At 41.0% G+C, this 22,895-nt stretch carries 20 protein-coding genes and 1 pseudogene; 7 read left to right on the top strand and 14 right to left on the bottom strand.

Translation table 11 applies throughout. The features are described from left to right. Positions 1 to 142 precede the first annotated feature (142 nt). Complete coding sequence (locus tag AA0X95_RS06465) at positions 143 to 1,114, bottom strand: efflux RND transporter periplasmic adaptor subunit (RefSeq protein WP_413306813.1); 972 nt, start codon at positions 1,112 to 1,114, stop codon at positions 143 to 145. Between the two features lie 202 nt (positions 1,115 to 1,316). Between AA0X95_RS06465 and AA0X95_RS06460 the strand changes: the two genes are divergently transcribed. Together AA0X95_RS06460 and AA0X95_RS06455 are read left to right on the top strand one after the other, a co-directional pair. Beyond that, positions 1,317 to 1,901, top strand: coding sequence for a hypothetical protein (locus AA0X95_RS06460; protein WP_413306810.1), 585 nt, complete (start codon positions 1,317 to 1,319; stop codon positions 1,899 to 1,901). A gap of 453 nt (positions 1,902 to 2,354) precedes the next feature. Beyond that, the gene (locus tag AA0X95_RS06455; RefSeq protein ID WP_413309867.1) at positions 2,355 to 2,549 is read left to right on the top strand and encodes an EAL domain-containing protein; all 195 of its coding nucleotides are present in this window, start codon (positions 2,355 to 2,357) and stop codon (positions 2,547 to 2,549) included. Positions 2,550 to 2,790: 241 nt separating this feature from the next. Here AA0X95_RS06455 and AA0X95_RS06450 read toward each other — a convergent pair whose 3' ends face one another. From AA0X95_RS06450 to cudC, 3 genes are all read right to left on the bottom strand, one after another. Beyond that, positions 2,791 to 3,441 (bottom strand): hypothetical protein, encoded by a 651-nt coding sequence (locus tag AA0X95_RS06450; RefSeq protein ID WP_413306807.1) that lies wholly within the window; start codon positions 3,439 to 3,441, stop codon positions 2,791 to 2,793. Continuing rightward, positions 3,339 to 3,815 carry a hypothetical protein gene (locus AA0X95_RS06445; RefSeq protein WP_413306804.1) on the bottom strand — a complete coding sequence of 159 codons (477 nt, stop codon included), beginning with the start codon at positions 3,813 to 3,815 and terminating at the stop codon, positions 3,339 to 3,341. The genes AA0X95_RS06450 and AA0X95_RS06445 overlap by 103 nt, the downstream gene beginning before the upstream one ends. Positions 3,816 to 3,914: 99 nt before the next feature. Beyond that, positions 3,915 to 4,451 carry a choline uptake/conversion transcriptional regulator CudC gene (gene cudC, locus AA0X95_RS06440; RefSeq protein WP_413306802.1) on the bottom strand — a complete coding sequence of 179 codons (537 nt, stop codon included), beginning with the start codon at positions 4,449 to 4,451 and terminating at the stop codon, positions 3,915 to 3,917. Positions 4,452 to 4,707: 256 nt separating this feature from the next. On the opposite strand from cudC, the gene proV reads away from it, so the two are divergent. From proV to AA0X95_RS06420, 4 genes are all read left to right on the top strand, one after another. After that, the gene (proV, locus tag AA0X95_RS06435; protein WP_413306800.1) at positions 4,708 to 5,994 is read left to right on the top strand and encodes a glycine betaine/L-proline ABC transporter ATP-binding protein ProV; all 1,287 of its coding nucleotides are present in this window, start codon (positions 4,708 to 4,710) and stop codon (positions 5,992 to 5,994) included. Further along, positions 5,964 to 6,815: an ABC transporter permease gene (locus AA0X95_RS06430; protein ID WP_413306797.1), complete on the top strand. Its 852-nt coding sequence runs from the start codon at positions 5,964 to 5,966 to the stop codon at positions 6,813 to 6,815. Before proV ends, AA0X95_RS06430 begins: the two co-directional genes overlap by 31 nt. After that, complete coding sequence (locus tag AA0X95_RS06425) at positions 6,815 to 7,708, top strand: glycine betaine ABC transporter substrate-binding protein (RefSeq protein WP_413306794.1); 894 nt, start codon at positions 6,815 to 6,817, stop codon at positions 7,706 to 7,708. Before AA0X95_RS06430 ends, AA0X95_RS06425 begins: the two co-directional genes overlap by 1 nt. Before the next feature lie 201 nt (positions 7,709 to 7,909). After that, positions 7,910 to 9,211, top strand: a complete 1,302-nt coding sequence (locus AA0X95_RS06420; RefSeq protein ID WP_413306791.1) for an NCS2 family permease — start codon at positions 7,910 to 7,912, stop codon at positions 9,209 to 9,211. Between the two features lie 36 nt (positions 9,212 to 9,247). On the opposite strand, the gene AA0X95_RS06415 is transcribed toward AA0X95_RS06420, so the two are convergent. The 7 genes and pseudogenes from AA0X95_RS06415 to AA0X95_RS06385 all read right to left on the bottom strand — a co-directional run bounded on the left by AA0X95_RS06415 (position 9,248) and on the right by AA0X95_RS06385 (position 18,900). After that, on the bottom strand, positions 9,248 to 12,229 hold the full coding sequence (locus AA0X95_RS06415) for an EAL domain-containing protein (RefSeq protein ID WP_413306788.1): 2,982 nt from the start codon (positions 12,227 to 12,229) through the stop codon (positions 9,248 to 9,250). Between the two features lie 164 nt (positions 12,230 to 12,393). Further along, a complete protein-coding gene (gene putP, locus AA0X95_RS06410) occupies positions 12,394 to 13,866 on the bottom strand; it encodes a sodium/proline symporter PutP (protein WP_413306786.1) in 1,473 nt (490 codons plus the stop codon). Positions 13,867 to 13,997: 131 nt separating this feature from the next. Further along, positions 13,998 to 15,260 carry a glutamate-5-semialdehyde dehydrogenase gene (locus AA0X95_RS06405; protein ID WP_413306783.1) on the bottom strand — a complete coding sequence of 421 codons (1,263 nt, stop codon included), beginning with the start codon at positions 15,258 to 15,260 and terminating at the stop codon, positions 13,998 to 14,000. A gap of 26 nt (positions 15,261 to 15,286) precedes the next feature. Further along, positions 15,287 to 16,111: pseudogene (gene proB, locus AA0X95_RS06400) on the bottom strand (glutamate 5-kinase); the annotation flags it as partial. 32 nt (positions 16,112 to 16,143) lie between these two features. Further along, positions 16,144 to 17,007, bottom strand: a complete 864-nt coding sequence (gene proC / locus AA0X95_RS06395) for a pyrroline-5-carboxylate reductase (protein WP_413306781.1) — start codon at positions 17,005 to 17,007, stop codon at positions 16,144 to 16,146. Between the two features lie 348 nt (positions 17,008 to 17,355). Then, positions 17,356 to 18,330, bottom strand: coding sequence for a ribose-phosphate diphosphokinase (locus AA0X95_RS06390; protein WP_413306778.1), 975 nt, complete (start codon positions 18,328 to 18,330; stop codon positions 17,356 to 17,358). A 99-nt stretch (positions 18,331 to 18,429) separates the two neighbouring features. Then, a complete protein-coding gene (locus AA0X95_RS06385; protein ID WP_413306775.1) occupies positions 18,430 to 18,900 on the bottom strand; it encodes a hypothetical protein in 471 nt (156 codons plus the stop codon). A gap of 398 nt (positions 18,901 to 19,298) precedes the next feature. Between AA0X95_RS06385 and AA0X95_RS06380 the strand changes: the two genes are divergently transcribed. After that, positions 19,299 to 20,027 carry a CAP domain-containing protein gene (locus AA0X95_RS06380; protein WP_413309865.1) on the top strand — a complete coding sequence of 243 codons (729 nt, stop codon included), beginning with the start codon at positions 19,299 to 19,301 and terminating at the stop codon, positions 20,025 to 20,027. Here AA0X95_RS06380 and AA0X95_RS06375 read toward each other — a convergent pair. From AA0X95_RS06375 to AA0X95_RS06365, 3 genes are all read right to left on the bottom strand, one after another. Continuing rightward, positions 20,006 to 20,608 (bottom strand): DJ-1/PfpI family protein, encoded by a 603-nt coding sequence (locus AA0X95_RS06375; RefSeq protein WP_413306772.1) that lies wholly within the window; start codon positions 20,606 to 20,608, stop codon positions 20,006 to 20,008. The two genes, AA0X95_RS06380 and AA0X95_RS06375, sit on opposite strands and share 22 nt — an antisense overlap. Before the next feature lie 62 nt (positions 20,609 to 20,670). Further along, on the bottom strand, positions 20,671 to 21,903 hold the full coding sequence (locus tag AA0X95_RS06370) for an ABC transporter permease (RefSeq protein WP_413306769.1): 1,233 nt from the start codon (positions 21,901 to 21,903) through the stop codon (positions 20,671 to 20,673). A gap of 1 nt (position 21,904) precedes the next feature. After that, a complete protein-coding gene (locus AA0X95_RS06365) occupies positions 21,905 to 22,789 on the bottom strand; it encodes an ABC transporter ATP-binding protein (RefSeq protein ID WP_413306767.1) in 885 nt (294 codons plus the stop codon). Positions 22,790 to 22,895 lie beyond the last annotated feature (106 nt).

Genomic DNA, 22,895 nt, shown 5'->3' with positions numbered 1-22,895 from the left:
AAATCTAAATTTTGTAGAATTCCTTAGCTTTTGTGTAGAATTCTCTTTAATTTGTGGAGAATTCTCTTATATTCGTGTAGAAATCCCTCTTAAAAGTGTAGAATCTTACCTAATAGGAAAAATAAATCCTTATGGCATCTCATTATTTACTAGGTCCAGTGCTTTCTCCTCCCTTTCCACCTCCATTTGGAGGCATATTACCGTCCGGCATGCCACCCATTCCACCCATGCCCTGCATCATCCCGCCTCGTTGGTTCGTTGAGGAACTTCCTGATGTAAGCTGTGGTAATTGTACGACGTCACCTTCGCTTACTCCGTCAGTAATCTCCACAAATTCCTCTGTTGTAAGCCCTATTTTTACTGTTTGTTGCGTCACAGCACCACTGGCTTGGTCATTGCTTGTTCCAGAAGCCACCACTACATATTTCTCATTGTTATTTGTATATAAAGCATCTATAGGGACATAAAGTGCATCCTTTTTGCTAGCTGTAAGAATATTGGCTTCCGCACTCATCCCGACTTTTAGATTGACTGGGTTTTCAATATGAATAGTCACATCAAAGGTGGAGGATCCATTCGCTGATGTTCCTTCGTCTGCAATAGCAGTAACCTTACCTGTATAAGCCTTTTCAGGATAAGCACTGACCGATAGTTCAACTGTCTGCCCCTCTTTTATCTTCGGAATGTCCGATTCATCCACTTGAACAACCGTTTGTAAATCCTTGTAATTGGTTAGGTGCGCCACTACTTGTCCATTCGTCACTCGGTCCCCAGCTGTAGCGTCAATGGTTGTAATCATCCCATCAACCGGTGCAGTAATCGGATCACTATCATCAGTAAAGGTAATTAGTTCATCTCCAGCACTAACCGTCTCACCTGCTGCAACCAGTACTTCATCAATTTCGTTGTTATCGATGGTTGATTTAAGGTCTTCATTTGTAACTGGCTGAATGGAACCGGAGCCACTGATTTTTACTTCTAAATTCCCTTTTTGGACGACAGCCGTTCGAACCTGGGTTTTTGTCTCCTGACTACTTGTTCTCGAGTTATACCACTGGTACCCCACAAACCCAATAAACAAGATACTAATTACAATCCATATCCACTTTTTCATCTACCACTACTCCTCCTCCATGGCTTACCTACGCTCACCCTATCCATGAATAAAATAACTTGATGCACCCATTATCATGTGAATTCCTTAACTTAACCTTAAGAAAATAACGTAATGGCTAATGCGTTGCACGTTTGGGGTGGTGGAATTATAATGAGGAATGGAATGTGAAGGTTTAGAATATTTCAACATGGAGGTACATATGAGGAAATTGGGATTAATAGTGTTGTTAGTATGCTTAGCTGTAATGGGAGCGGGCTGTAACAACAGCGATTCGGACAAGGCTAAAGAAACAAACACAACGAAAAAGGAAACGACTACACAGAAGGATACAAACAGAACCACAAAAAAAGAGACAGTAACCGAACAAATTTCTGTCGAGCCGGGGCTAGGCGATACAGTAGATGCTTTCACGAAGGAATACGGTGAGAACAAAGGAAATGAACAAATGGGCAGGTTCAAAAATGATTACTTGCTTTCAATGTTTATCAACAATCGCGCTATAGACATCACTGTTCAATTTGAAAAGACGGATCAAAAGACTCGTTCAATGGAAGAAGCTAAACAAATAGCTGCAAAATTAATACCGAAAGATGCAAAATTAGAAAAAGAATTCACTGATACGTCAGACTTACCTCAAAAAGTCATGCTTTATCATAGTGACACATTAGCCAAGCTGTTCCCTGAAATGGAGCCAGTTGGGAAGTTTGTCGTTATCTTTAATTACCACGAAGGCAATGAAGACCAAGTCTTCTCCATCACCGTCGGTCTGGGCGATACACCTTAATATCTAAAAACACTTCTTCCTATAGGTAAAGGGTTCCGTTTTCGGGTGCTTACTTATTAAAAGACACAAGAATTGACGTATGAATTGGCATACGTCTTTTTCTTTATTTATCAAGGTTTCATTTGCAGTGCCGTTTTGAGTACCTATTTTATTGATCTTTATAAGCTGCTGATTCACTCATCTAGAATCAAGAAGTTCAGTTCTTATCGGTTGGGGGAGCAGGTTAAGTACCCGATCTGATAAATAGACGGAAAAATTCCGCTTATTTAGTAATTCTTATTAAAAAAAAGCTTAAATAGGCGGAGAAATTCCGCCTATTTACTCGAAAAGTGTGAAAATGGGGAGATTTCGCTTTGCATAACCGGAAAAACTCCGCTTATTTTACTTTTACTGGTTACTCGATTCAGGACAAGACATCACATTTTTAATAGGGAGTAAGTATATGATGGTCCCATTGTTAAGACTATTATCGATATGGGGAGAAATTTAAATCTCACAGTCATCGCAGAAGGTGTGGAATCTACCGAACATGCATCCTTTTTGCGTAAAAATAAATGCTTTGTCACACAAGGATACTTATTTAGTAAACATCTTCCCGCTGCAGAACTCGAAAAGTTTTTACTAGAAAAACAGATGAAAATTTCTTAATAAAAGGCTGTGTTAAAGAACTTTGTTGATATTAAACCCTGTTGATTGGAGCGGAAGGCACGAAGACTCCTGCGGGAGTACGGGGCTGGGGAGACCCCGCAGGAGCTAGAGCGACGAGGAGGCTCCCCGGCACGCCCGCGGAAAGCGAAGTGCCTGGAGTGGAAATCAACAGGCAAGTTTAACAGAGCTTAATAAAAAAAACAGAGGTTGGTTTCTTTTGGGGAAGTCAGCCTCTGTTTCTTTACGATTTAGATGGTATCCGCTTAATGAGATGCTCATTCTGAACCCCCTCTTTCCTCTCCGACAAACCATCATACGTCCTTATCAGCAAATAATAAAAAAGCAACTCCAAGCATTGGACGACAAGATACACGGTGAAAGAGTACGACAACTTCCAGTTATGGTACGTAAACACATGGAATAACTTATGTATCCATTCAAATATAGCCGAGACAACGGTCCAAAGGAAAAGATAAAAAAGGAGGCCCGCCCCTTTTACATTCCACCTGTCATAAAAATAAATAAACAAATAGGAAAAAGGAGCATATAAAACATAGGTAAAAAGATCAAAAAGGTCATAGTTCGGAGTATCCATTAGGTTATATAAGTCCAGCTTCGGCGATGCTAAGAAATGATCAGACATTCTGGCAACAATGGGCCCAAACAGCATAAGCAAAACGCTAATAATTCTTGGAAAGCGTTTCGGCAAAAATCGAACAATGGAATAGGACACAACAATACAGCTCAAGACGAACCATTCATTTTCATCAAAGTGTTGAGGAAGAGGCATCATCGTTTGTGAATCCCTTCTTTTTTCAAAATCGCTTGGAACCATGTTAATAGAACCGTCGTAAGCCCGAGTACAAAAATCTGCACCAATACCGATTGCCAAACCTGCCAATCCTTATAACTGATGACCCCTAATCGGACTAACCCTTGTTCCACCACACACTCTATTCCCACAAATAAAACCGTCAACAGCAACCTAGACAGCATCGACACACGCTGCGGATGGAGATTAAAATACCAAAGCCAAATAGCTGGGTACACAATCGCTTCATAGATTCGAAAGATGATAAACAGCCCTGTCTTATTTGCCACATGCCAAACATCAAGGTTGATATAAAGGATGGCACAATAACTGGTCATCATAAATTCCACAATGATATAGAGAAACATATTTTCAAATAGCGTTAGCTTCTGTTTTTTAACAACAAAGGAAAGCACTAGAAAAATAGTCAAACTGATAAAAATTGAGAGTTCCATTCTGTTATAGTGTCTCAAAAATCCAATTCCATTCGTGAAAAAAATAAAAAGGGGACAGTCCCCCGTTGCGCTAAAGCGCCGGGGGACTGTCCCCAAAAACTAACTTTTCTTTTTCGGGATATATTGAAAAATCTCCTTTGATTCAAAGCTATCGACTAGCCTGTTCAGCCAATCATAATATTCTAGTGCATCAGTTAGCTTTTCTATATCCATTTTTGCCTCTGCTTTGATCTTTGTATCAACATTTTCATCATCTAAAAGAGATTGAAATTCAGAGAGAGACTTTTCCATCGCTGAAACATTAATGGATATTCCAGTTCTCCATTTAATAGAAAAAAAGTCAATAAAGGTTTGATACCAATCTGGCTCAGCCTGATATAAGTCTTTCCGGACCCCTTTTTTCCAAACCTTTCCCACCATTTTTAATTCCAGCAAGCTTCGGACCGAAGTACTCATACTTGTTTTACTCATTCCGAGCTCATCTTTCATTTCATCTAATGTTAATGGACCCTCCTGAAAATATAAAGCCCCATATAATCGACCAATGGATTCAGTTACTCCATATAAATTCATATTTTGAGATATCGCTTCAATCACTCGTTCACGAGCCTGTTCTAACTTTTCTTCATCATTCATTTTGATATCACATCCATTTTGAATACATGTACCTATTAAGACTATCATGATTTTTTTAAAAGTAAAGCAGGCACTTTAGTAGGAATCAGGAGCATAAACGAGGAATTTTAAGAATACCATCCATTCAGCGCGTACAGTTTTTTCTGTACGAACTTTACGGCAGAATATGCCCAATTACCAACTTTGCCCTTTTTATCCAAAAAGAACTACAATTAAAAAGTCCTACTACTTCTGTAACAGCAATTGAGGTGAATGAATGAGTAAACATGATAAAAAAATAAGTGTTCGCAACGTAACAAAAGTCTTTGGAAAATCCAAAAAGGCACTTCAGCTTCTACAGGAAGGAGAAAGCAAAACATCAATCTTAAAGAAAACAGGGGCAACGGTTGGTGTCAATCAAGCGACCTTTGATGTTGAAGCTGGAGAAATCTTTGTCATTATGGGCTTATCAGGAAGTGGGAAGTCAACCCTAGTCCGTATGCTCAATCGGCTAATTGATCCAACAGCAGGTCAAGTACTCATTGACGGTGTGGATATAGTAAAAATGAACAAAGAGCAGCTAAGAGAAGTTCGCAGAAAGAAGATCAGCATGGTCTTTCAAAAATTTGCACTCCTACCCCATAGAACTGTCTTAGAAAATACAGAGTACGGTTTGGAAGTCCAAGGAGTAGCAAAAGAAAAACGTATGGACAAAGCCATGGTTGCATTAAAATTAGTTGGACTTGAAGGCTATGAGCATCAATACCCTAAGCAATTAAGTGGTGGAATGCAGCAAAGGGTAGGATTAGCTAGGGCATTAGCCAATGAGTCTGACATTTTACTTATGGATGAGGCCTTTAGCGCATTAGATCCTCTTATTCGTAAAGACATGCAGGATGAACTGCTTGACCTTCAATCTACAATGAAGAAAACCATTGTATTCATTACCCATGATTTAGATGAAGCCCTTAGAATTGGCGATCGAATTGCATTAATGAAGGATGGATCCATTGTTCAAATAGGAACTCCTGAGGAAATCCTTATGAACCCATCAAACGACTATGTTGAGAGATTCGTAGAAGATGTTGACTTATCGAAAGTATTAACTGCCAATCATGTGATGAAGCGGGCAGAAGCCGTTTCAGTCGAAAAGGGCCCAAGGGTTGCCCTGCAAATGATGAAAGATTTAGGAATTTCGAGTATATATGTCGTAGATAGAAAGAAAACATTACTTGGGGCGATAACAGCTTCTGATGCGAAAGAGGCCATTGATCGGAATGAAGGTATTTTAAGCATCCTACAGACAGGCGTTTCCACAGTTTCTCCTGATACACTGCTAACTGATTTATTTGATAAAGTTTCTTCGGCCTCTATTCCGGTAGCGGTTGTAGATGAACATAACCGACTGAATGGAATTCTTGTAAGAGGTGCCGTCATTGGTGCACTCGCTGGTAATAATGACGCCATTAACGACCTCAACCAAGCCAAGGCTGAAATAGCAGCCGATCAGGTTAGCAAGGAGGTGAAAATAACATGGAACAATGGTTCCCAAAAATTCCAGTAGCTGAATGGGTAGATGTCTTTGTTAACTGGTTAACCGAGAACTTGGAGGTAGCGTTTGATGGCATAACGAATGTCCTTCAATCTATTGTCGATGGAATGGTTCTTGGATTCAGCTTTGTTCCCTCCTATGTATTTGTTATTCTATTAACCTTACTTGCCTGGAAGGTCTCAAATAAAGGAATCGCTCTCTTCACATTTATAGGTTTATTCCTAATTGCTAATCTTGGCTACTGGGATCCCATGCTCCAAACCCTTGCACTTGTATTAACAGCCGTTATCATTTCAATTGTCTTAGGAATACCATTGGGGATTTGGGCCTCACAAAAGCAAACGGTCAAACAGGTCGTGACACCTATTTTGGACTTTATGCAGACGATGCCTGCCTTTGTATACTTAATTCCTGCTATATTTTTCTTTAATATTGGGGTGGTCCCAGGCGTCGTAGCCTCTGTTATTTTCGCCATGCCGCCAACAATAAGGTTAACGATTCTCGGCATCCAACAAGTCCCCGCAGATATTATTGAAGCAACGGAGGCATTTGGTTCAACGGCAAGCCAACGATTACTTAAAGTCCAGCTTCCACTAGCCATGCCTACAATTATGGCTGGAATAAATCAAAGTATCATGCTGGCCCTTTCCATGGTTGTTATTGCTTCTATGGTTGGTGCTCCAGGTCTTGGTGCCGATGTATACCGAGCTGTTACTCAAATTCAAATTGGTAAAGGGTTCGAAGCCGGCCTTTCTATTGTCGTCATTGCGATTATATTAGACCGGGTCACTCAAAATATAGGAAAATCCAAAAAACAAGGAGGAAATGCTTAATGTTGAAAAAATGGATGTTTTTATTATTAGCTGCCTTACTAACATTTGGACTAGCCGCTTGTGGATCAGATGAAGCTAGTAACAAGGAAGACAAAGGGAAAACCACTGTTGGTGACAGTGTAGATTATAAAATCATCGGAATCGATCCTGGTGCCGGCCTCATGAAGGCGACTGCTAAAGTCCTCGATGAATATGAGTTAAACGATTGGAAACTTGTTGAAGGCTCTAGTGCGGCAATGACTGCCACACTAAAAAAAGCATATGACAAGAAAGAACCTGTTATTGTTACTGGCTGGACTCCTCATTGGATGTTCGCAAAATTTGATTTAAAATACTTAGATGACCCCAAAGGCGTTTTTGGTCAAGAGGAAACAATCAATACCATTGTAAGAAATGGACTAAAAACTGATATGCCTGATGCATATAAGGTGCTTGACCAATTTAATTGGACACCAGATGACATGAATACTGTAATGAATAGTATCGCTGATGGCGATGACCCTGAAGACGCAGCTTCCAAATGGGTAAAGGATAATTCAGATAAGGTTAGTGAATGGACTAATGGTGCCAACAAAGTGGATGGTGACAAAATTAACATTGGGTATGTAGCGTGGGATAGTGAAATCGCAAGTACGAATGTGATTGGCAAAGTCTTAACAGACCTAGGCTATAAAGTTACTCTTACCCAATTAGAAGCTGGCCCAATGTGGACAGGTGTAGCAGACGGAAGCCTTGATGCACATGTAGCTGGATGGTTACCATCTACTCATGCTGACTACTATAAAAAATACGAAGGAAAATTTGAAGACCTAGGAGAAAACCTTAAAGGAACAAAACTTGGTCTTGTAGTCCCGGCGTATATGGACATTGACTCCATTGAAGATTTGAAGTAAAACACTTCATAATAATTAGAAAGAAGACCATCTCTCGTCACTGAACAGAGGTGGTCTTTTTTTTCATGCGTATCTAGTAAAACTTGTTGAAGAATAATAGAAGTAGAAAAGGGGAAATTAAAAAAACCTATTGAAAAATAACCATAAAACGAATAATATAGATAAAGTTACAATATAACGTTCGTGTTTTGGAGGAACCTCATGTTTAAGCTAAAAGAAAATCAAACAAATACAAAAACAGAACTACTAGCAGGAATCACGACCTTCTTCACCATGGTATATATCGTAATTGTCAACCCGGTCATTCTTGCGGATGCTGGCGTTCCCTTTGAGCAGGTGTTCACTGCCACTATTATCTCTGCTGTGCTGGGAACCCTTTGGATGGGCCTTTTCGCAAACTATCCGATTGCCATCGCACCTGGGATGGGGCTTAACGCCTACTTTGCCTATTCCGTAGTAGGCGCGCATCAAAATATCAACTATGAAACAGCCTTTGCAGCCGTTTTTATCGCTGGTGTCATCTTTATCATTTTGTCACTCACACCGTTAAGAGAAAAATTAATTGAGGCCATTCCCGAAAACCTGAAATATGGAATTACCGCTGGGATCGGTTTATTTATTGCTTTTATTGGTCTGCGTCTCTCAAAAATCATCACTGCACATCCGACCAATCTTGTGGGACTTGGCGATTTACATGCTCCTTCTGCTTGGTTGGCTCTTCTCGGGCTTGCCATCACTCTGGTTCTGATGATGCTGCGAATCAACGGGGCATTATTTTTCGGAATGGTGATTACAGGGCTAATCGCTTTCTTTACCGGTCAATTGCACTTCGATCAAGGATTTATGTCGCTTCCTTCCCTTCCTGAAGGACTAGTGGTCGCCAACCCATTGACAGCATTAACTGATGTCATTCATCACAGCTTATATGCCGTTGTTTTTTCCTTTATCCTTGTTACCATATTCGATACAACTGGTACGATGATTGGTGTTGCCAATCAAGCAGGATTAATGAAAGGCGAAAAATTGCCGCGTGCACGTCAAGCATTGCTTTCTGATTCCATTGCCACAACCATCGGTGCCATGTTTGGGACGAGCCCGACAACCGCTTATATTGAATCCACTTCCGGTGTTGCAGCTGGGGGTCGAACGGGTTTAACCTCAGTGACAGTCGCCGTTTTATTTATTTTGTCCGCATTCTTCGGACCACTCGTTGGTGCCGTTTCCGGGTTGTCTTCGATTACTGCACCTGCCTTAATTATTGTCGGCAGCTTGATGATGGGCAGTATTTCAAAAATCCGCTGGAACGAACTAGATGAAGCTTTTCCTGCTTTCTTGACGATTTTAAGCATGCCGCTCACATCAAGTATCGCAACAGGCATTGCCCTTGGTTTTATCAGCTATCCATTGTTAAAAGTAGTGAAAGGAAAAGGACGCGAAGTGCATCCTCTCCTTTATGTATTCGCAGTTTTATTCTTTTATCAACTTGCATTTTTACAACATTAAATAATGAAGACGCAAAAGAGGCTGACATTTGAAATGTCAGCCTCTTTTGTATTCTTCATCCACTTGTAAAGTACCCGTGAGATCTTTAGCCACGCCGATTACATGAATAACCTTTCCTTGTTCGTCTGTGACCGGGGTCAATTTTACCTCGAAAAGCTTCCAGCCCCCGTTATGGGTCGATATCCGATATTGGATGATGCACGGCTGCTTACTGTTAATCGTTTTCACAAAGGTTCGTTTGTAAAACGTTTGGTCTTCCGGATGTAAATTTGAAATGGAACTATAGTTTTCATAGTAACTGGCTGGATATCCAAGTACTGATTTATGGGAAGGAGAGGCATACTTAATTTTCCCATCCAGGTCGAAAACCGTGATCAGGTCTGTCATATTATCTGCGACGAGTCGGTACATCTCTTGGCTTTCCCTTAATGCTTTCTCGGTCTCTTTAAGAGTCGTAATATCACTGCACGAAACGATGACCTCTACCACTTTCCCACATTTTTTCAACGGGCTTAATGCAGCCAAATAATAAATCCCGTTAACCTTGGCTTCGTACGTAACATTTTCTTCTCCAGCCCAAGCCTTTTCATAAAATGGAAGTTTTTCATTCGCCTGCTTTGCAGGAAGGAATTCATGCAACTCTTTCCCAATAATCTGCTCTGGTAGTAAACCAAAACGTCTAAGTAAAGTACCTTCACACAAGGTATGAACAAATTTCTCATCTATCTTGGTATACTTAATGGTCAATCCCTGCTGTCTCTGAAGGGTATCTTGTAATTCCTGACGTGCAATCCGTACCGTTTCTTCCATCCACATTCGTTTGGTTGTATCCTGTGAGATGCCGAACTTACTCACAGTTTCTTCTATAGTACTAAAAAACGCCTCATTCCACTCTTTTACCGGGACTGGCTGACTAAAGAAATAGCCTTGTGCCGTATCGCAAAGATGCTGTTGTAAAAAGACCAGCTGTTCCCTTGTTTCGATTCCCTCAGCAACAACATTTAATTGTAAGGTATGGGCCATGGTAATAATGGTTTTGACGATGGTTTCGTCATTCGTTTGATTGTACAGCTCCCGGACGAAGGATTGATCGATCTTTAACGTATCTACCGGGAATTGTTTTAAGTAATTTAACGAGCTAAACCCTGTCCCAAAGTCATCAATACTAATTAATAGTCCAAGCTTTTTTAATTCTTGTAACGTGATGATGGTTCGTTCAATATCCATTGTCATACTCTCTGTTATTTCAAGTTCTAAATGCTGAGGTTCTAAACCAGTCTCTTCCAGAACCTTTTTTACCGCCTGGACAATTTGGCATTGCGAGAATTGACGGGCAGATAAATTCACAGAGATAACCATATTGGAGAATCCCTGCTCCATCCATTTCTTTTGCTGCATACATGCCTCATGAAGAACCCATTCACCAATTGGGATAATTAATCCTGTTTCTTCAGCAATGGGGATAAACTGGGAAGGTGGAATCATTCCCCGCTCAGGGTGGTTCCAACGGATTAGCGCTTCTGCACCAATTACTTTGCCCGTTTTCAAATTGATTTTAGGCTGATAATGTAAAATAAACTCTTGACGTTCGATGGCCTTATGCAAATCCATTTCCATAAGGAGGGGATTGATGTCATCCACTGTTTCATGATTAGAATAAAAGCGAAACGTATTTTTCCCCGCCTTTTTCGCTTGGTACATAGCAAAGTCTGCATGCTTAATCAGTGTTTCCATCGATTCTCCATCTTCTGAATAGAGACTAATACCAATACTCGGAGAAATAAATAAATCGCTTTGGTTTAAACTAAATGGTGAGGCCAGAACTGAAAGAATACGCATCGCTACCTTTTCTGCAATCCTACGGTCAGCATCGTCTAAAATAACAATAAACTCATCTCCACCCTGTCTGAACACCAGATCTTTTTCAAGGACGGAGGATTTCAAACGTTTTGCCACTTCTTTTAATAATAAATCACCCACTGAGTGACCGAACGTGTCGTTGATTGCTTTAAAACGGTCGAGGTCAATAAATAATACCGCAAGCTTTCGATTCTGATAAACGGTTAAATCAAGTTCCTTGGATAGATGATTATCAAGAAGATTTCTATTTGGCAGACCTGTCAGATAATCATGGTATGCCAAGTGCCGGATGGTTTCTTGGTTGTGAATTTGCTCTGTGATATCCTTAGCAATGCCATAAATGCCAACTACCTGTTCGTTTACTATGATCGGTACACTGGTAACATTAAGGTGAATCATATATCCCTTTTTATGATTCAAACGAATGTTATGATTTTGAGGACTTCCACCATTTTTATAGGTGGATGCAAAGATATCGATGGTTTTCTGTAAATCATCTACGTAGATGAAATCTGTAAAATGTTTATAAAGGAGTTCATCAGGACTATAACCCGAAATCGTCTCACATGCTTTGTTGGCACTAGTAAATTTCCCATTTAAATCAAAGCTATAAACGGCATCTGAATGATACTCGAATAAGGATTTATAGCGCTGTTCATTGATATTTAATTGTTCCTGCAAGTTCTTCTTTTCGGTGATATCACTACCGATTGCCATAAGAGCTGGTTTCCCATTAAACATAACCGTTGAACCAACAGCCTCTATGAAAATGGTCTCACCGTTCATCGTATTAAATTTATATTCATGGAGTGCAACAAGTTCACCGTTAAGTACTTTTTGTAAATTGGTAATCAACTCTTCCTTACTTTCAGGATGAACCAAATCAAGAAGTGATTTCCCTATTAGTACATGTTCGTCAGTCGATTTTAACAAGCTCAAAGCTGCTGAGTTGGCGTAAGCAATTTTATGATCTTGATACACTAGTATGCCTTTAGGTGACAGCTCAACCAAGCTTCGATAACGGTCTTCACTTTCCATCAACTTGGCTTCCGTTTGCTTACGTTCTTTCTGTTGTGTAAGAATTCGCCAACAAACATAAAAACAACCAATTATAATAATTAAACTGAATAAAACACAAAGAAGTGCAACAGTTCCCAAATAGACCCACCCCAGAATTCCGAATGATATACGGTTAAATATAGCACCAAATCAGCGGTTGCTCACTGGCAAATTATTTCCAACAACGAAAAGCGGAAGCGCTTGGTCAGCCCAGCCTATCTAAAAAAGACTGACCCATATGGATCAGTCTCATGAATTAATACTTATGCTTCCTTCACCTTTGCACGATAGGTTCTGAATTCCTCTTGAACTTTTATGGATGGAGCGCGTCCTAGAAGGCTGACGATAACAATCGCAAGTCCACCGAACAAGAATCCTGGTGCTAATTCATATACATCAAATAAGCCTCCAGATAGCTGTGCCCACACAATCACAGTGACTGCTCCGACAATGATTCCAGCCAGTGCTCCATTTCTCGTCATACGTTTCCAGAACAAGCTCAAAATAATAACCGGTCCAAACGCTGCGCCAAACCCAGCCCAAGCATAACTTACCAGCTCTAATACTTTACTATCAGGGTTATAGCCTAAAAAGATTGCGATGACTGCGATACCCAGAACAGCAATTCTGCCAACAATCATTTCTTCCTTTTTGGAAGCGTCTCTTCTGAAAATTGATTTGTAAAAATCCTGTGCTAACGCACTCGAAGAAACGAGTAATTGTGAATCCACTGTACTCATGATTGCTGAGAGAATGGCTGCAAGTAAAAATCCAGCTACCCACGGATTAAAGAGAACCTGTGAGAACATGATGAAGACAGTTTCTGAATTTTTAAGCGGTGCATTGGCAAAATAGGCGATTCCCGCAAACCCAATGAACATGGCACCAAACAATGAAACAATCATCCAGCCCATCCCAATTAGACGAGCTTTTGGAATTTCCTTCGTTGATTTAATGCCCATAAAACGAACAATAATATGTGGCTGACCAAAGTAACCCAGTCCCCAAGCTAATAGGGAAATGACCCCAACGGTTGTCGCACCTGAGTACACATTGAGATACGAAGTGTCAATGCTTCCGATTTTTTGAATCGTTTCGTGCCAGCCGCCAAGCTCTTGAATAGCAACAATAGGGATCACAATAAGGGCTAAGAACATTAAGATTCCTTGGAAAAAGTCGGTCCAGCTTGCTGCTAAAAATCCTCCAAAGAAGGTGTAGGATAGGATCACACCTGCTCCAATCCATAGTGCAAGAATATAGTCCACGCCGAACGATTTTTCTAATAGAATCGCGCCACCGACAAGACTGGAAGAAGTATAGAATGTAAAGAAGACAAGAATAACAATGGCAGATACGACACGAAGGACTTTCGACGAATCGTGGAAACGATTTTCAAAGAAATCGGGAACGGTAATTGAATCACTTGCCACCTTTGTATACACGCGAAGTGGTTTCGCGATAAATTGCCAATTTAGATAGGCACCAATTGCTAATCCAATGGGAAGCCAAATCGAACCGAACCCACTGACATAGACCGCACCAGGAAGACCAAGCATTAACCATCCACTCATATCCGATGATCCTGCACTTAATGCTGCCACTCCTGCACTCAGTCTTCTGCCGCCAAGCACGTAATCCGTTAGGTTTTTGGTCATCTTGGCTGCAACATAACCGATAATCCACATTCCAACTAAATAAACCATTATTGATGTTAACGTAGGTACGTTTATACTCATGTATGAACCCTCTCCCTTTCTATTAAATAAGAAATAACTGATAAAACAACTAGCAATGGCATGGGAACCATTAACCACGCCCAGGTAGCTTCTGTTAGTCCGAATTCCATAAAATCACCTCCTTTAAGTGTTTATCTGATTTGCCCATTACCACTCATGATGTATTTGATGGTTGTCAAAGCCTCCAGTCCCATTGGACCTCTTGCATGTAACTTTTGAGTGGAGATGCCTATTTCTGCCCCTAACCCAAGGGCACCACCATCGGTAAACCTCGTTGACGCATTATGATAAAGGGCGGAAGCATCCACTAGTTTCATGAAACGGTGTGCTGTTTGCACGTTTTCTGTCATAATCGCTTCTGAGTGTTTCGTTCCATATTGTTCGATATGCGCAATGGCCTCATCCACATGATCAACCACCTTCATCGCTATATCTAGACTCAAGTACTCATTCGCCCAGTCCTCTTCCTCCGCTGGCACGGCATGAGGAATGATCGAGATTGCTGTTTCATCACCATGGACCTTTATCGCATTCTCTTCTAGCGTGTGAATAAGTTCTTCTTTATTATGGGTAAGCCAATCTCGATGAATAAGAACCGTCTCAATGGCATTGCAAACAGCTGGACGATCCGTTTTGGCATTGACCAACACCGAAAGCGCTTTATCCGGAGCTGCTTCGGCATCAATGTAAAGATGACAGTTTCCTACACCGGTTTCCAGCACAGGGACTGTCGCCTGGTTCACCACCGCACGGATTAAAGAGGCGCCTCCGCGAGGAATAAGAACATCAATATGCTCCTTCATCGTAAATAGCTGCTGTGCGGCTTCCCGGTCGGTGCTTTCAATAAATTGGACCGCTTCTTTTGGGATGTTGGTTTCCATAAGAGCCTTGTGCATCACTTCTACAATCGCTTTGTTGGACTGGATCGCGGAGGAGCCGCCCTTCAGAATAATCGCGTTTCCTGCTTTTAATGCCAGCCCAGTGGCATCAACCGTTACATTCGGCCTTGCCTCGTAAATCATTCCGATGACGCCTAATGGAACTGCTACCTTTTCCACTTGTAAGCCATTTTCCAAGGTTCGCTTGGATAAAATTTTCCCCGTCGGATCCTCTAATTCAGCCACCACTCGTAACCCGTTAGCAAAATCAAAAATCCGTTCTTTCGATAGGGACAATCGATCCAAGAATGCTTCACTGTATCCTTTTTCCCGCCCTTTGGACACATCCTTTTCATTTTCGCTAAGGATGAATGTAAAGTTATCTTCTAATCTGGCAGCTAGCTTATGTAGAGCCCTGTTTTTATCTTCTGCTGATAAAAGACTCAAGTATTTTGCTGCCTTTTTTGCTAAAATGGCCTGTGCTTCAACCGTTAAACTCTCTTTTATAGGTGACATCTAATTCCTCCTTTTTATCTTAGGACCATCCACTTTTCCTTTTGGTTAAGACTGATAGACGGTAAAGCACCTTTAAAATACGTTCCTTTTGCTCTTCCTTGTACCGCATCCCTGATCACATGTTTGTGGGCAGCATTTCCTAAAAAAGTGGGTATACCAAAGGTCATCGCCACTTTAACAGCTTCGATTTTGGATTTCATTCCACCTGTGCCAACAAAACTGCCTGAGTCACCCGCTGCCTTCTCAATTTCAGGAGTGATTTCCGTAACAACCTCCAGTCGCTTCGCACGTGGATTATTGGCCGGATTGGCATTATATAAGCCATCGATATCTGATAAGATCACAAGCTGGTCTGCATCTACTAATCCAGCAACCTTTGCAGAGAGTGTGTCATTGTCACCAAACTTTAACCGGTCAATGGTTACCGTATCATTCTCATTAACAATCGGAATCATCCCCCGCTCTAATAACACGTTCAAGGTATTTCGAACATTCTTATAACGGTCTTCATCTAAGAAGTCACTTCTTGTGATTAAAATTTGAGCGGCTACATACCCGTGGGATAAAAATAGCTCAGAGTAGGATTCCATCAGTAACCCTTGACCAATAGAAGCAGCTGCCTGTTTTTCCGGTAACGTATCAGGCCGTTGTAAGCACCCCAGTTTTCGATAACCAGCCGCAACAGCACCGGATGATACGAGAATAACCTCATATCCAAGGTCCTTTAAAAACACAATTTCATCTGCTAGTTTTTCAAGCTTTCTCCGACTAATTTCACCGTGGCGGCTCGTTAACGAACTACTGCCTATTTTAATCACTACCCGCTGCGGTTGCTTAAGGGTCGGAATCATCAAATCACTCCATTGTCTCTATTTTGTTGGTTTTACATCGCTTTTGATTGATATACAGTCGTCTGTATGGACTGTTCTAGTTCTGCACTGATTTCCTTCGAACGGGAGGCAGCCTGTTGAATGGCTTGAGCAATTGCCTTTCCTCCGCCTTGCTCTTTTAATGCTTTCAGGCCTGCTGCTGTCGTTCCATTTGGGGAAGTCACATTTTCTCGTAACTCAGCTGGGGTCTCCTCTTGTTCTTGAATCATTTTGGCCGCCCCAAGAATCGTTTGGGCGATCATGTGCCGGGCTAATTCTGGCTGTAATCCCGCTTTCTGCCCTTCTTTTTCCATATGCTCCATGAGGTAATAAAAATAGGCGGGGCCACTGCCTGCAATACCTGTAAAAATATCCATCTTCTCTTCAGGAAGGACGTATACCTCTCCAATGCATTGTAGTATTTCTTTGGCTAATAAAAGATTGTGTTTGGAGGTATGTTCCCCTTCAGATATTGCTGTTGCCGATTCCCCAATCATGCTTGAAGTATTTGGCATAACCCTGATGACCTGCTGGCCTGTGGGGACAATTTGCTCGATAAAGGATGTGGTGACACCAGCTAAAACAGACAAAATCAATTGATTAGGCTTAAGTGAATTTTTAATAGATTGTAAGGAGATTTCTGCATCTTTTGGTTTCATTGCGAGGATGATAATATCCGCTTGCCCTAAGTCTAGTTGTTCTCGAGGCACCCCGATAATCCCGTAATTTTCTTGTAGTTCTTCTAAGCGGTCTGTATTGCTTCGATTGGAAACAATAAGTTGTCGGGATGGTAGTTTCTGGGCCGACACGATTCCTGCAATCATGGCTTCAGCCATCGATCCGGCTCCTATAAATAGGATTGTTTTTTTATCTAACATGCAATCTCTCCCTGATTGTTCGTATTTTGTTCTTACTTTTCTCACTGCCACTATACTAACATGTGGAGAATCAATATCAAGGGAAAAAAGGAAATTTATGTGTATTTGACTCAATTAGTGAGCATCTGGCAACATACCACCTGTCATTTTACGAAAATCGGCTCTCACGCCCGAATTTGACCCCTTACGCTCGAATTTGGAAATTATTTTATTAAAAAATCACACCAATTGCGATCAAAATCAGTGTGTGTAAAATTCCAAATTCACCCAAAACCATTCCTTGTTCCCCTCTACAACATAAAAAAATCCAACCCCTAAAAGTTAGGAATTGGATCGTAATAGCCGTTCTTATTCAAATAAAGGACTTACTGGTTTTTCATTATGAATACGGTCAATCGCTTCCGCAAGCAATGGAGCAACAGATAACGAAGTGATTTTACCAATCATTTTTTCTTCTGGCAGCTCGATCGTATTCGTCACGACTAACTCTTTAATCGGTGAAGCTTCAATTCTACTGACAGCTGGTCCTGAAAGAACAGGGTGTGTACAGCAAGCATAGACAGCTTTTGCTCCTTTTTCCATTAACGCATTCGCTGCAAGTGTAATTGTTCCCGCTGTATCAATCAAGTCATCAATTAGAATTGCATTTTTCCCTTCGATGTTACCGACAATATTCATGATTTCAGCCACATTCGGTCTTGGGCGACGCTTATCAACAAAAGCAATCGGTGCATGTAAGCGGCTCGCCATTTTTCTCGCTCTCGTTACCCCGCCATTATCTGGTGCCACCACGACAATATCCTCTAATCCTTTACTTTCAAAGTAATCCGATAGAATCGGAACACCAAGAAGCTGATCAACAGGGATATCAAAGAAACCTTGAATTTGTGGAGCATGCAGGTCCATCGTAAGAACTCGATGCGCTCCCGCTTTTTCTAAAAGGTTAGCAATTAACTTAGCAGTAATCGGCTCACGTGAACGCGCCTTTCTGTCTTGACGAGCATACCCATAATACGGAATGACGACATTGATCGCTCTAGCCGAAGCTCTTTTCAATGCATCAATCATAATAAGGAGCTCCATAATATATTCATTCCCTGGTTGTGAAGTCGATTGAACTAAATACACTTCACTTCCACGAACACTCTCTTCTATGTTAATATGAATTTCACCATCACTAAAACGAGATACAGAGCTTCTTCCTAACTCACAACCTAGAATCTGCGCCATCTCTTCTGCCAGCTTACGATTAGAATTTAACGTAAACATTTTAAAACATTCTTTTGTTTGATAAGCCACTGTAAGTCCTCCAGCTGTCTTCATGATTTGAACCTTGGTCCTATCCTATCTTACCATAATCGTTTAGTCCGTTAAAATGTTTATACCATTAATACCTTGTCAATATGTACCACATTTACAAGCTTATTGGTTATAATCCCACAAAATCCTCCACTTTCCCTTTTCCTCTGTCACAAATACCTCTTGCTTCAGGTCAAAATTCCCGTACTTTCCTTTGTAGGTTTGAGTGACCGGTACTTTATAGACATTTTTCAGGGAAGGATCTGCTTTAGACATTTTCCAATCCTTCAATTCCTCCAACTCCCCAATTGTATAAGAAAAGGTCTCGACCCCAAAATGGTTCATAAACACGTGGGCCCGGTCCTGTATGTAGTTTCCCTTGCTGAACTTTTTCTTCATTGAGGAATGAAATAACGCCCAAGAGTTGGCAAAATCACCCTCTTGTTCATATCCATAAAATTCATCGACCACATCCTTCGCCTCATTGGTGGACGAGATGAAGACTGATCGTATGATTAGAAAAACTGCAAAAACGCCCGCAAGGACCAGGATGCCGCGTAGTAATCTTTTGGTTGAAGCTGATTTTTTCCGCATGGTGCATACTCTCCTTTAATTTCTCCCTTTTTATCAAAGAATATGTAGCGCCATGTCCAAATAGTAGCTTAATTTTATGGTGGTTTGGTTAGTAAAATATGCTTAATCTTCGTCTTTCTTCTGAAATATTTGTAAAATAACGCTTCTGACGCGAACGTTGTCAACCCCCTTTCCCTGCACAATTAATGGTATTTTTTATAATAACTAGTAGAATAAGAGGGTGCTATTTTTTTAAAAAAATAGTCCTTGAACCTCATAATTGGGCATCTTTTTATCGGAGAAGGTCTCTAGAAGGAGTTGAGCTGTAAAATCCTACCTTAAATATGACAAAAATCGTATGGTACGATGTTGCTGTTAAGTTCACAGCAGTTTTTCAACCTAAGGAGGATGTTAGTATGTTGAAGAAAAAAGCAATGTTAACGGTCGCTGCTGCGGCTGCCGTAGTAATGGCAAACCCTATTTTAAATAAAGCACATGCTGCAACGTTTACCCCTACAACACAGGAAAAGGTGTATGTGTATAAAGCTTCAAATATGGATGAGATTAATAGTATCATTGAAAAATATTTAGCAAGTCTTGGTATGACGGTTACTCAAAATACGGTGAAGCAGCCTGCGCCAACTCCGGCACCGGCGCCTACGCCAGCCCCTGCTCCGACAACTGAGCAGACAACCCAGGCTTCAACCACTCCGGTACAGCAAGAGCCAGCACAGGCCGAGACTACTACTACATCGGAATCTACTTATAGCTTAAGTGCATATGAGCAGAAAGTGGTTGATTTAACGAATCAAGAACGTGCGAAGAATGGTTTGTCTGCGCTAAAAGTAGATTTATCGCTGAGCAAAATGGCTCGCGATAAATCACAAGACATGTCTACCAATCACTACTTTAGTCATACAAGCCCAACCTACGGTTCACCGTTTGATATGATGAAAAAATATGGCATTACCTACCGTTATGCGGGTGAGAATATTGCAATGGGACAAAGAACGCCTGAAGAAGTTGTAACGGCTTGGATGAATAGTGAAGGTCACCGTAAAAATATCTTAAGCCCGAACTTTACTTCTATTGGGGTTGGATATGTAGCTGATGGAAATTACTGGACTCAAGAGTTTATTGGGAAATAATGTTCCCCATAGAGAAAGAGCTTGGAAACCCCAAGCTCTTTTTCTATTCCCGATACCATCGCTTCAAAGGAAAGGTTCAATGCCTCCCCTAACATCTTGCCAAACCTAATAAAGCCTCTTCCTCTTGCCGTGATCAACTTCCCATCCTGAACGACCAGCTCATCTGAGTAATTGTCACTTTCAAAAACCCCAGATAGGATCCTGGCCTCTTCTGTGATTCCAACAGTATATTTTTTCCCCTTTAATAGACCTACTTTTGCCAAGAGGAACGGGGAACTAGATATACTTGCGATCACAGATACTTTCTTTTCTAACAAACTTAGAAACTCAAATAGTTTTACTTCGTCCTTTAATGCAAAAATATCCATACAACCTGTTAGTAATAGACTATCAATTTCTTCTACATTTAACTCTTCAATAGTCACGTCAGGCAAAACCGTAAGTCCCGCTTCCCCTCGAATAGGATGATGATTTAACCCAACAATGATCACCGGTTTCTCGCCTTGCATTAAGATAGATAACGCGGCACTTAGTTCATACTCGCTAAATTGCGGATAGAGTAGAACCGCTGTCTTTTTCATTATATTAGCGCCCCTTTTAAAAAAAGGGATCTCAATTCCAATTGGAATTGCGCCCCCTCAAATTAATTGACCGATTTGTTTGATGCCTCTTTCGCTAGCATCACTTTCAAGTTACCCCATTTAAATTTCTCACCGTAAACCATAACACCTTTTACATAGATTCTAGCGGCCAGATAGGCGATTAAGAGGATCGAAGCTACTAAAATGCTGCCGCTTAATGCAAGTTGACCAGCTTCCATTTCTCCTAGGACATATTTGGAGAAGGCAACAATAGGTGAAAAGAATGGAAAATACGTCCCAAAGGTAACGAGTCCACCTGTTGGATCCATCAAGGTTTTCATTCCTACAAACAAGGCACCCATGACAAGCACCATCACCGGTCCCATGACACTACCTAAATCCTCGGTTCGTGAAATAAGTGAACCTAGTGCGGCAAAACATAGAGCATACACAAGGTATCCACAGGTAAAGAAAAAAACGAACAACGCCACTAATGGGGCATCGATTTGCGAGAGGTCGAAAGTAAAGCCCACGATGCTCAGTTGGTCTGACTTAATCCAGCCTATTAAATATCCAATATATCCTGATACAAAGAAGATGGTTACTTGAATTAACCCTGCTGTCAGATTGGAAAGTACCTTCGCGAACAACATATAAATCGGCTTCACTTTTGTAATCATCACTTCCATCACGCGGGTCGACTTTTCCCCCGTGATACTCATCGCAATTCCTTGACCAAACATGAGAATAAATGTGTACATTAAGAAAATGAAGACATACACAATACCGAGGCTTCCGTTATTCTTAGCCAGCATGGTCTCGTCTACAGGAATATTCTGAAACAACTGATTCATGACATCATTCGATAAAGAATGTTCCGCTGATACCTTTCCCATATACTGTTGTTGTAATTGAGCGGAAAAAGGATAGAGAACCCCTGGATCAGGAGAACGATGGTAATAATACTGGAGCACCGGAAGGGAGTCCTTCTCTCGAATGACCACTAAATGATCCAGGTCCTGATCTTGAATTCGTTTCTTCTCTTTCTTGATATCTTTTTCTTCCTTTGTAAAGAGAGTTAATCCATCAATACTTTTTTTCAATAATGCTTCATCAATTTGATAAGAAGATAAATTGACGACAGAAACGCGGACTTCATCCTTATTCGAGGAGAAATGGTTATAAGCTAAAAACCCAAGTATGACAACGGAAATCACAACCGATGTAATCCGAAATCCTTTGGAACGAATTTGTTCTTTTAAATGAAAGAAGTAAGAAATCCATAATGCTTTCATTCTATGACCCCACCTTATCTATGAAAATCTGATGAAGGGTAGGCTGAAGGAACGTGACTTCATTCACAGGAATCCCCTCTTGCTTTAATTGCGTCAACACAGTAAGTGGATCCTGATCTTTTGTTAATGAAACAATGACACGTTTCATTTCCTGTTCAAAAGAATACTGATGTTGCTGGCAGAATCCCTTCAATGTTTCTACATCCCCGTACAGTGACAAGTACATAACCCCATAGGAAGCTTTTACTGCTTCTAGTTCTCCACCTAAGAGAACTTTGCCATCCTTTAAGAGCACCACATTTTTGCAAAACTTCTCCACCTGATCCATCTGGTGGCTGGACATGATGATAACCTTGCCCTTCTCTTTTTCTTCTAAAATCACTTCTGTTAAAAGATTTGAGTTAACGGGGTCCAGTCCACTGAACGGTTCGTCTAAAATGATGAGTTCTGGGTTATGTAAAAGCGTCGCAGCCAGCTGTACCTTTTGCTGGTTCCCTTTTGACAATTCGCCCGCAAGCTTGTTTTTGTACATGCCAATATCGAACCGGTCTACCCAGTAATCAATGCTTTTTTTAATCTCGGTTCGACTCATTCCTTCTAATCTCCCAAAATAGGTTAATTGATCAATCACCTTGGTTTTGGGATATAGTCCTCTTTCCTCTGGTAAATAGCCGAATGAGGTATGTTTCAAGCCTTTTTTGCTATTCCATAACACTTGGCCGTGATCGGGAGCAACGAGACCAAGCATCATTTTAATTGTTGTTGTCTTCCCTGCCCCATTTCGTCCAAGGAGGCCGAACACTTCGCCTTTTGATACCGTGAACGATAAGGATTCTACGGCGGCTTTTTCCCCATAATATTTTGCTAGGTTTTGTACTTCTAACAACCTGTTTCCCCCTTCATTCGTCCCTGTTCGGGACAATATTCCTATTTAATCGTAAATGACAGATTGTTCACTATCAAGGAATTTTTTCCAAAATGGTATTGTCTTT

It is taken from the genome of Neobacillus phoenicis (assembly GCF_047302305.1).
GTDB lineage: Bacteria > Bacillota > Bacilli > Bacillales > Cytobacillaceae > Neobacillus.
This window is presented reverse-complemented; position numbering and strand designations above follow the sequence as displayed.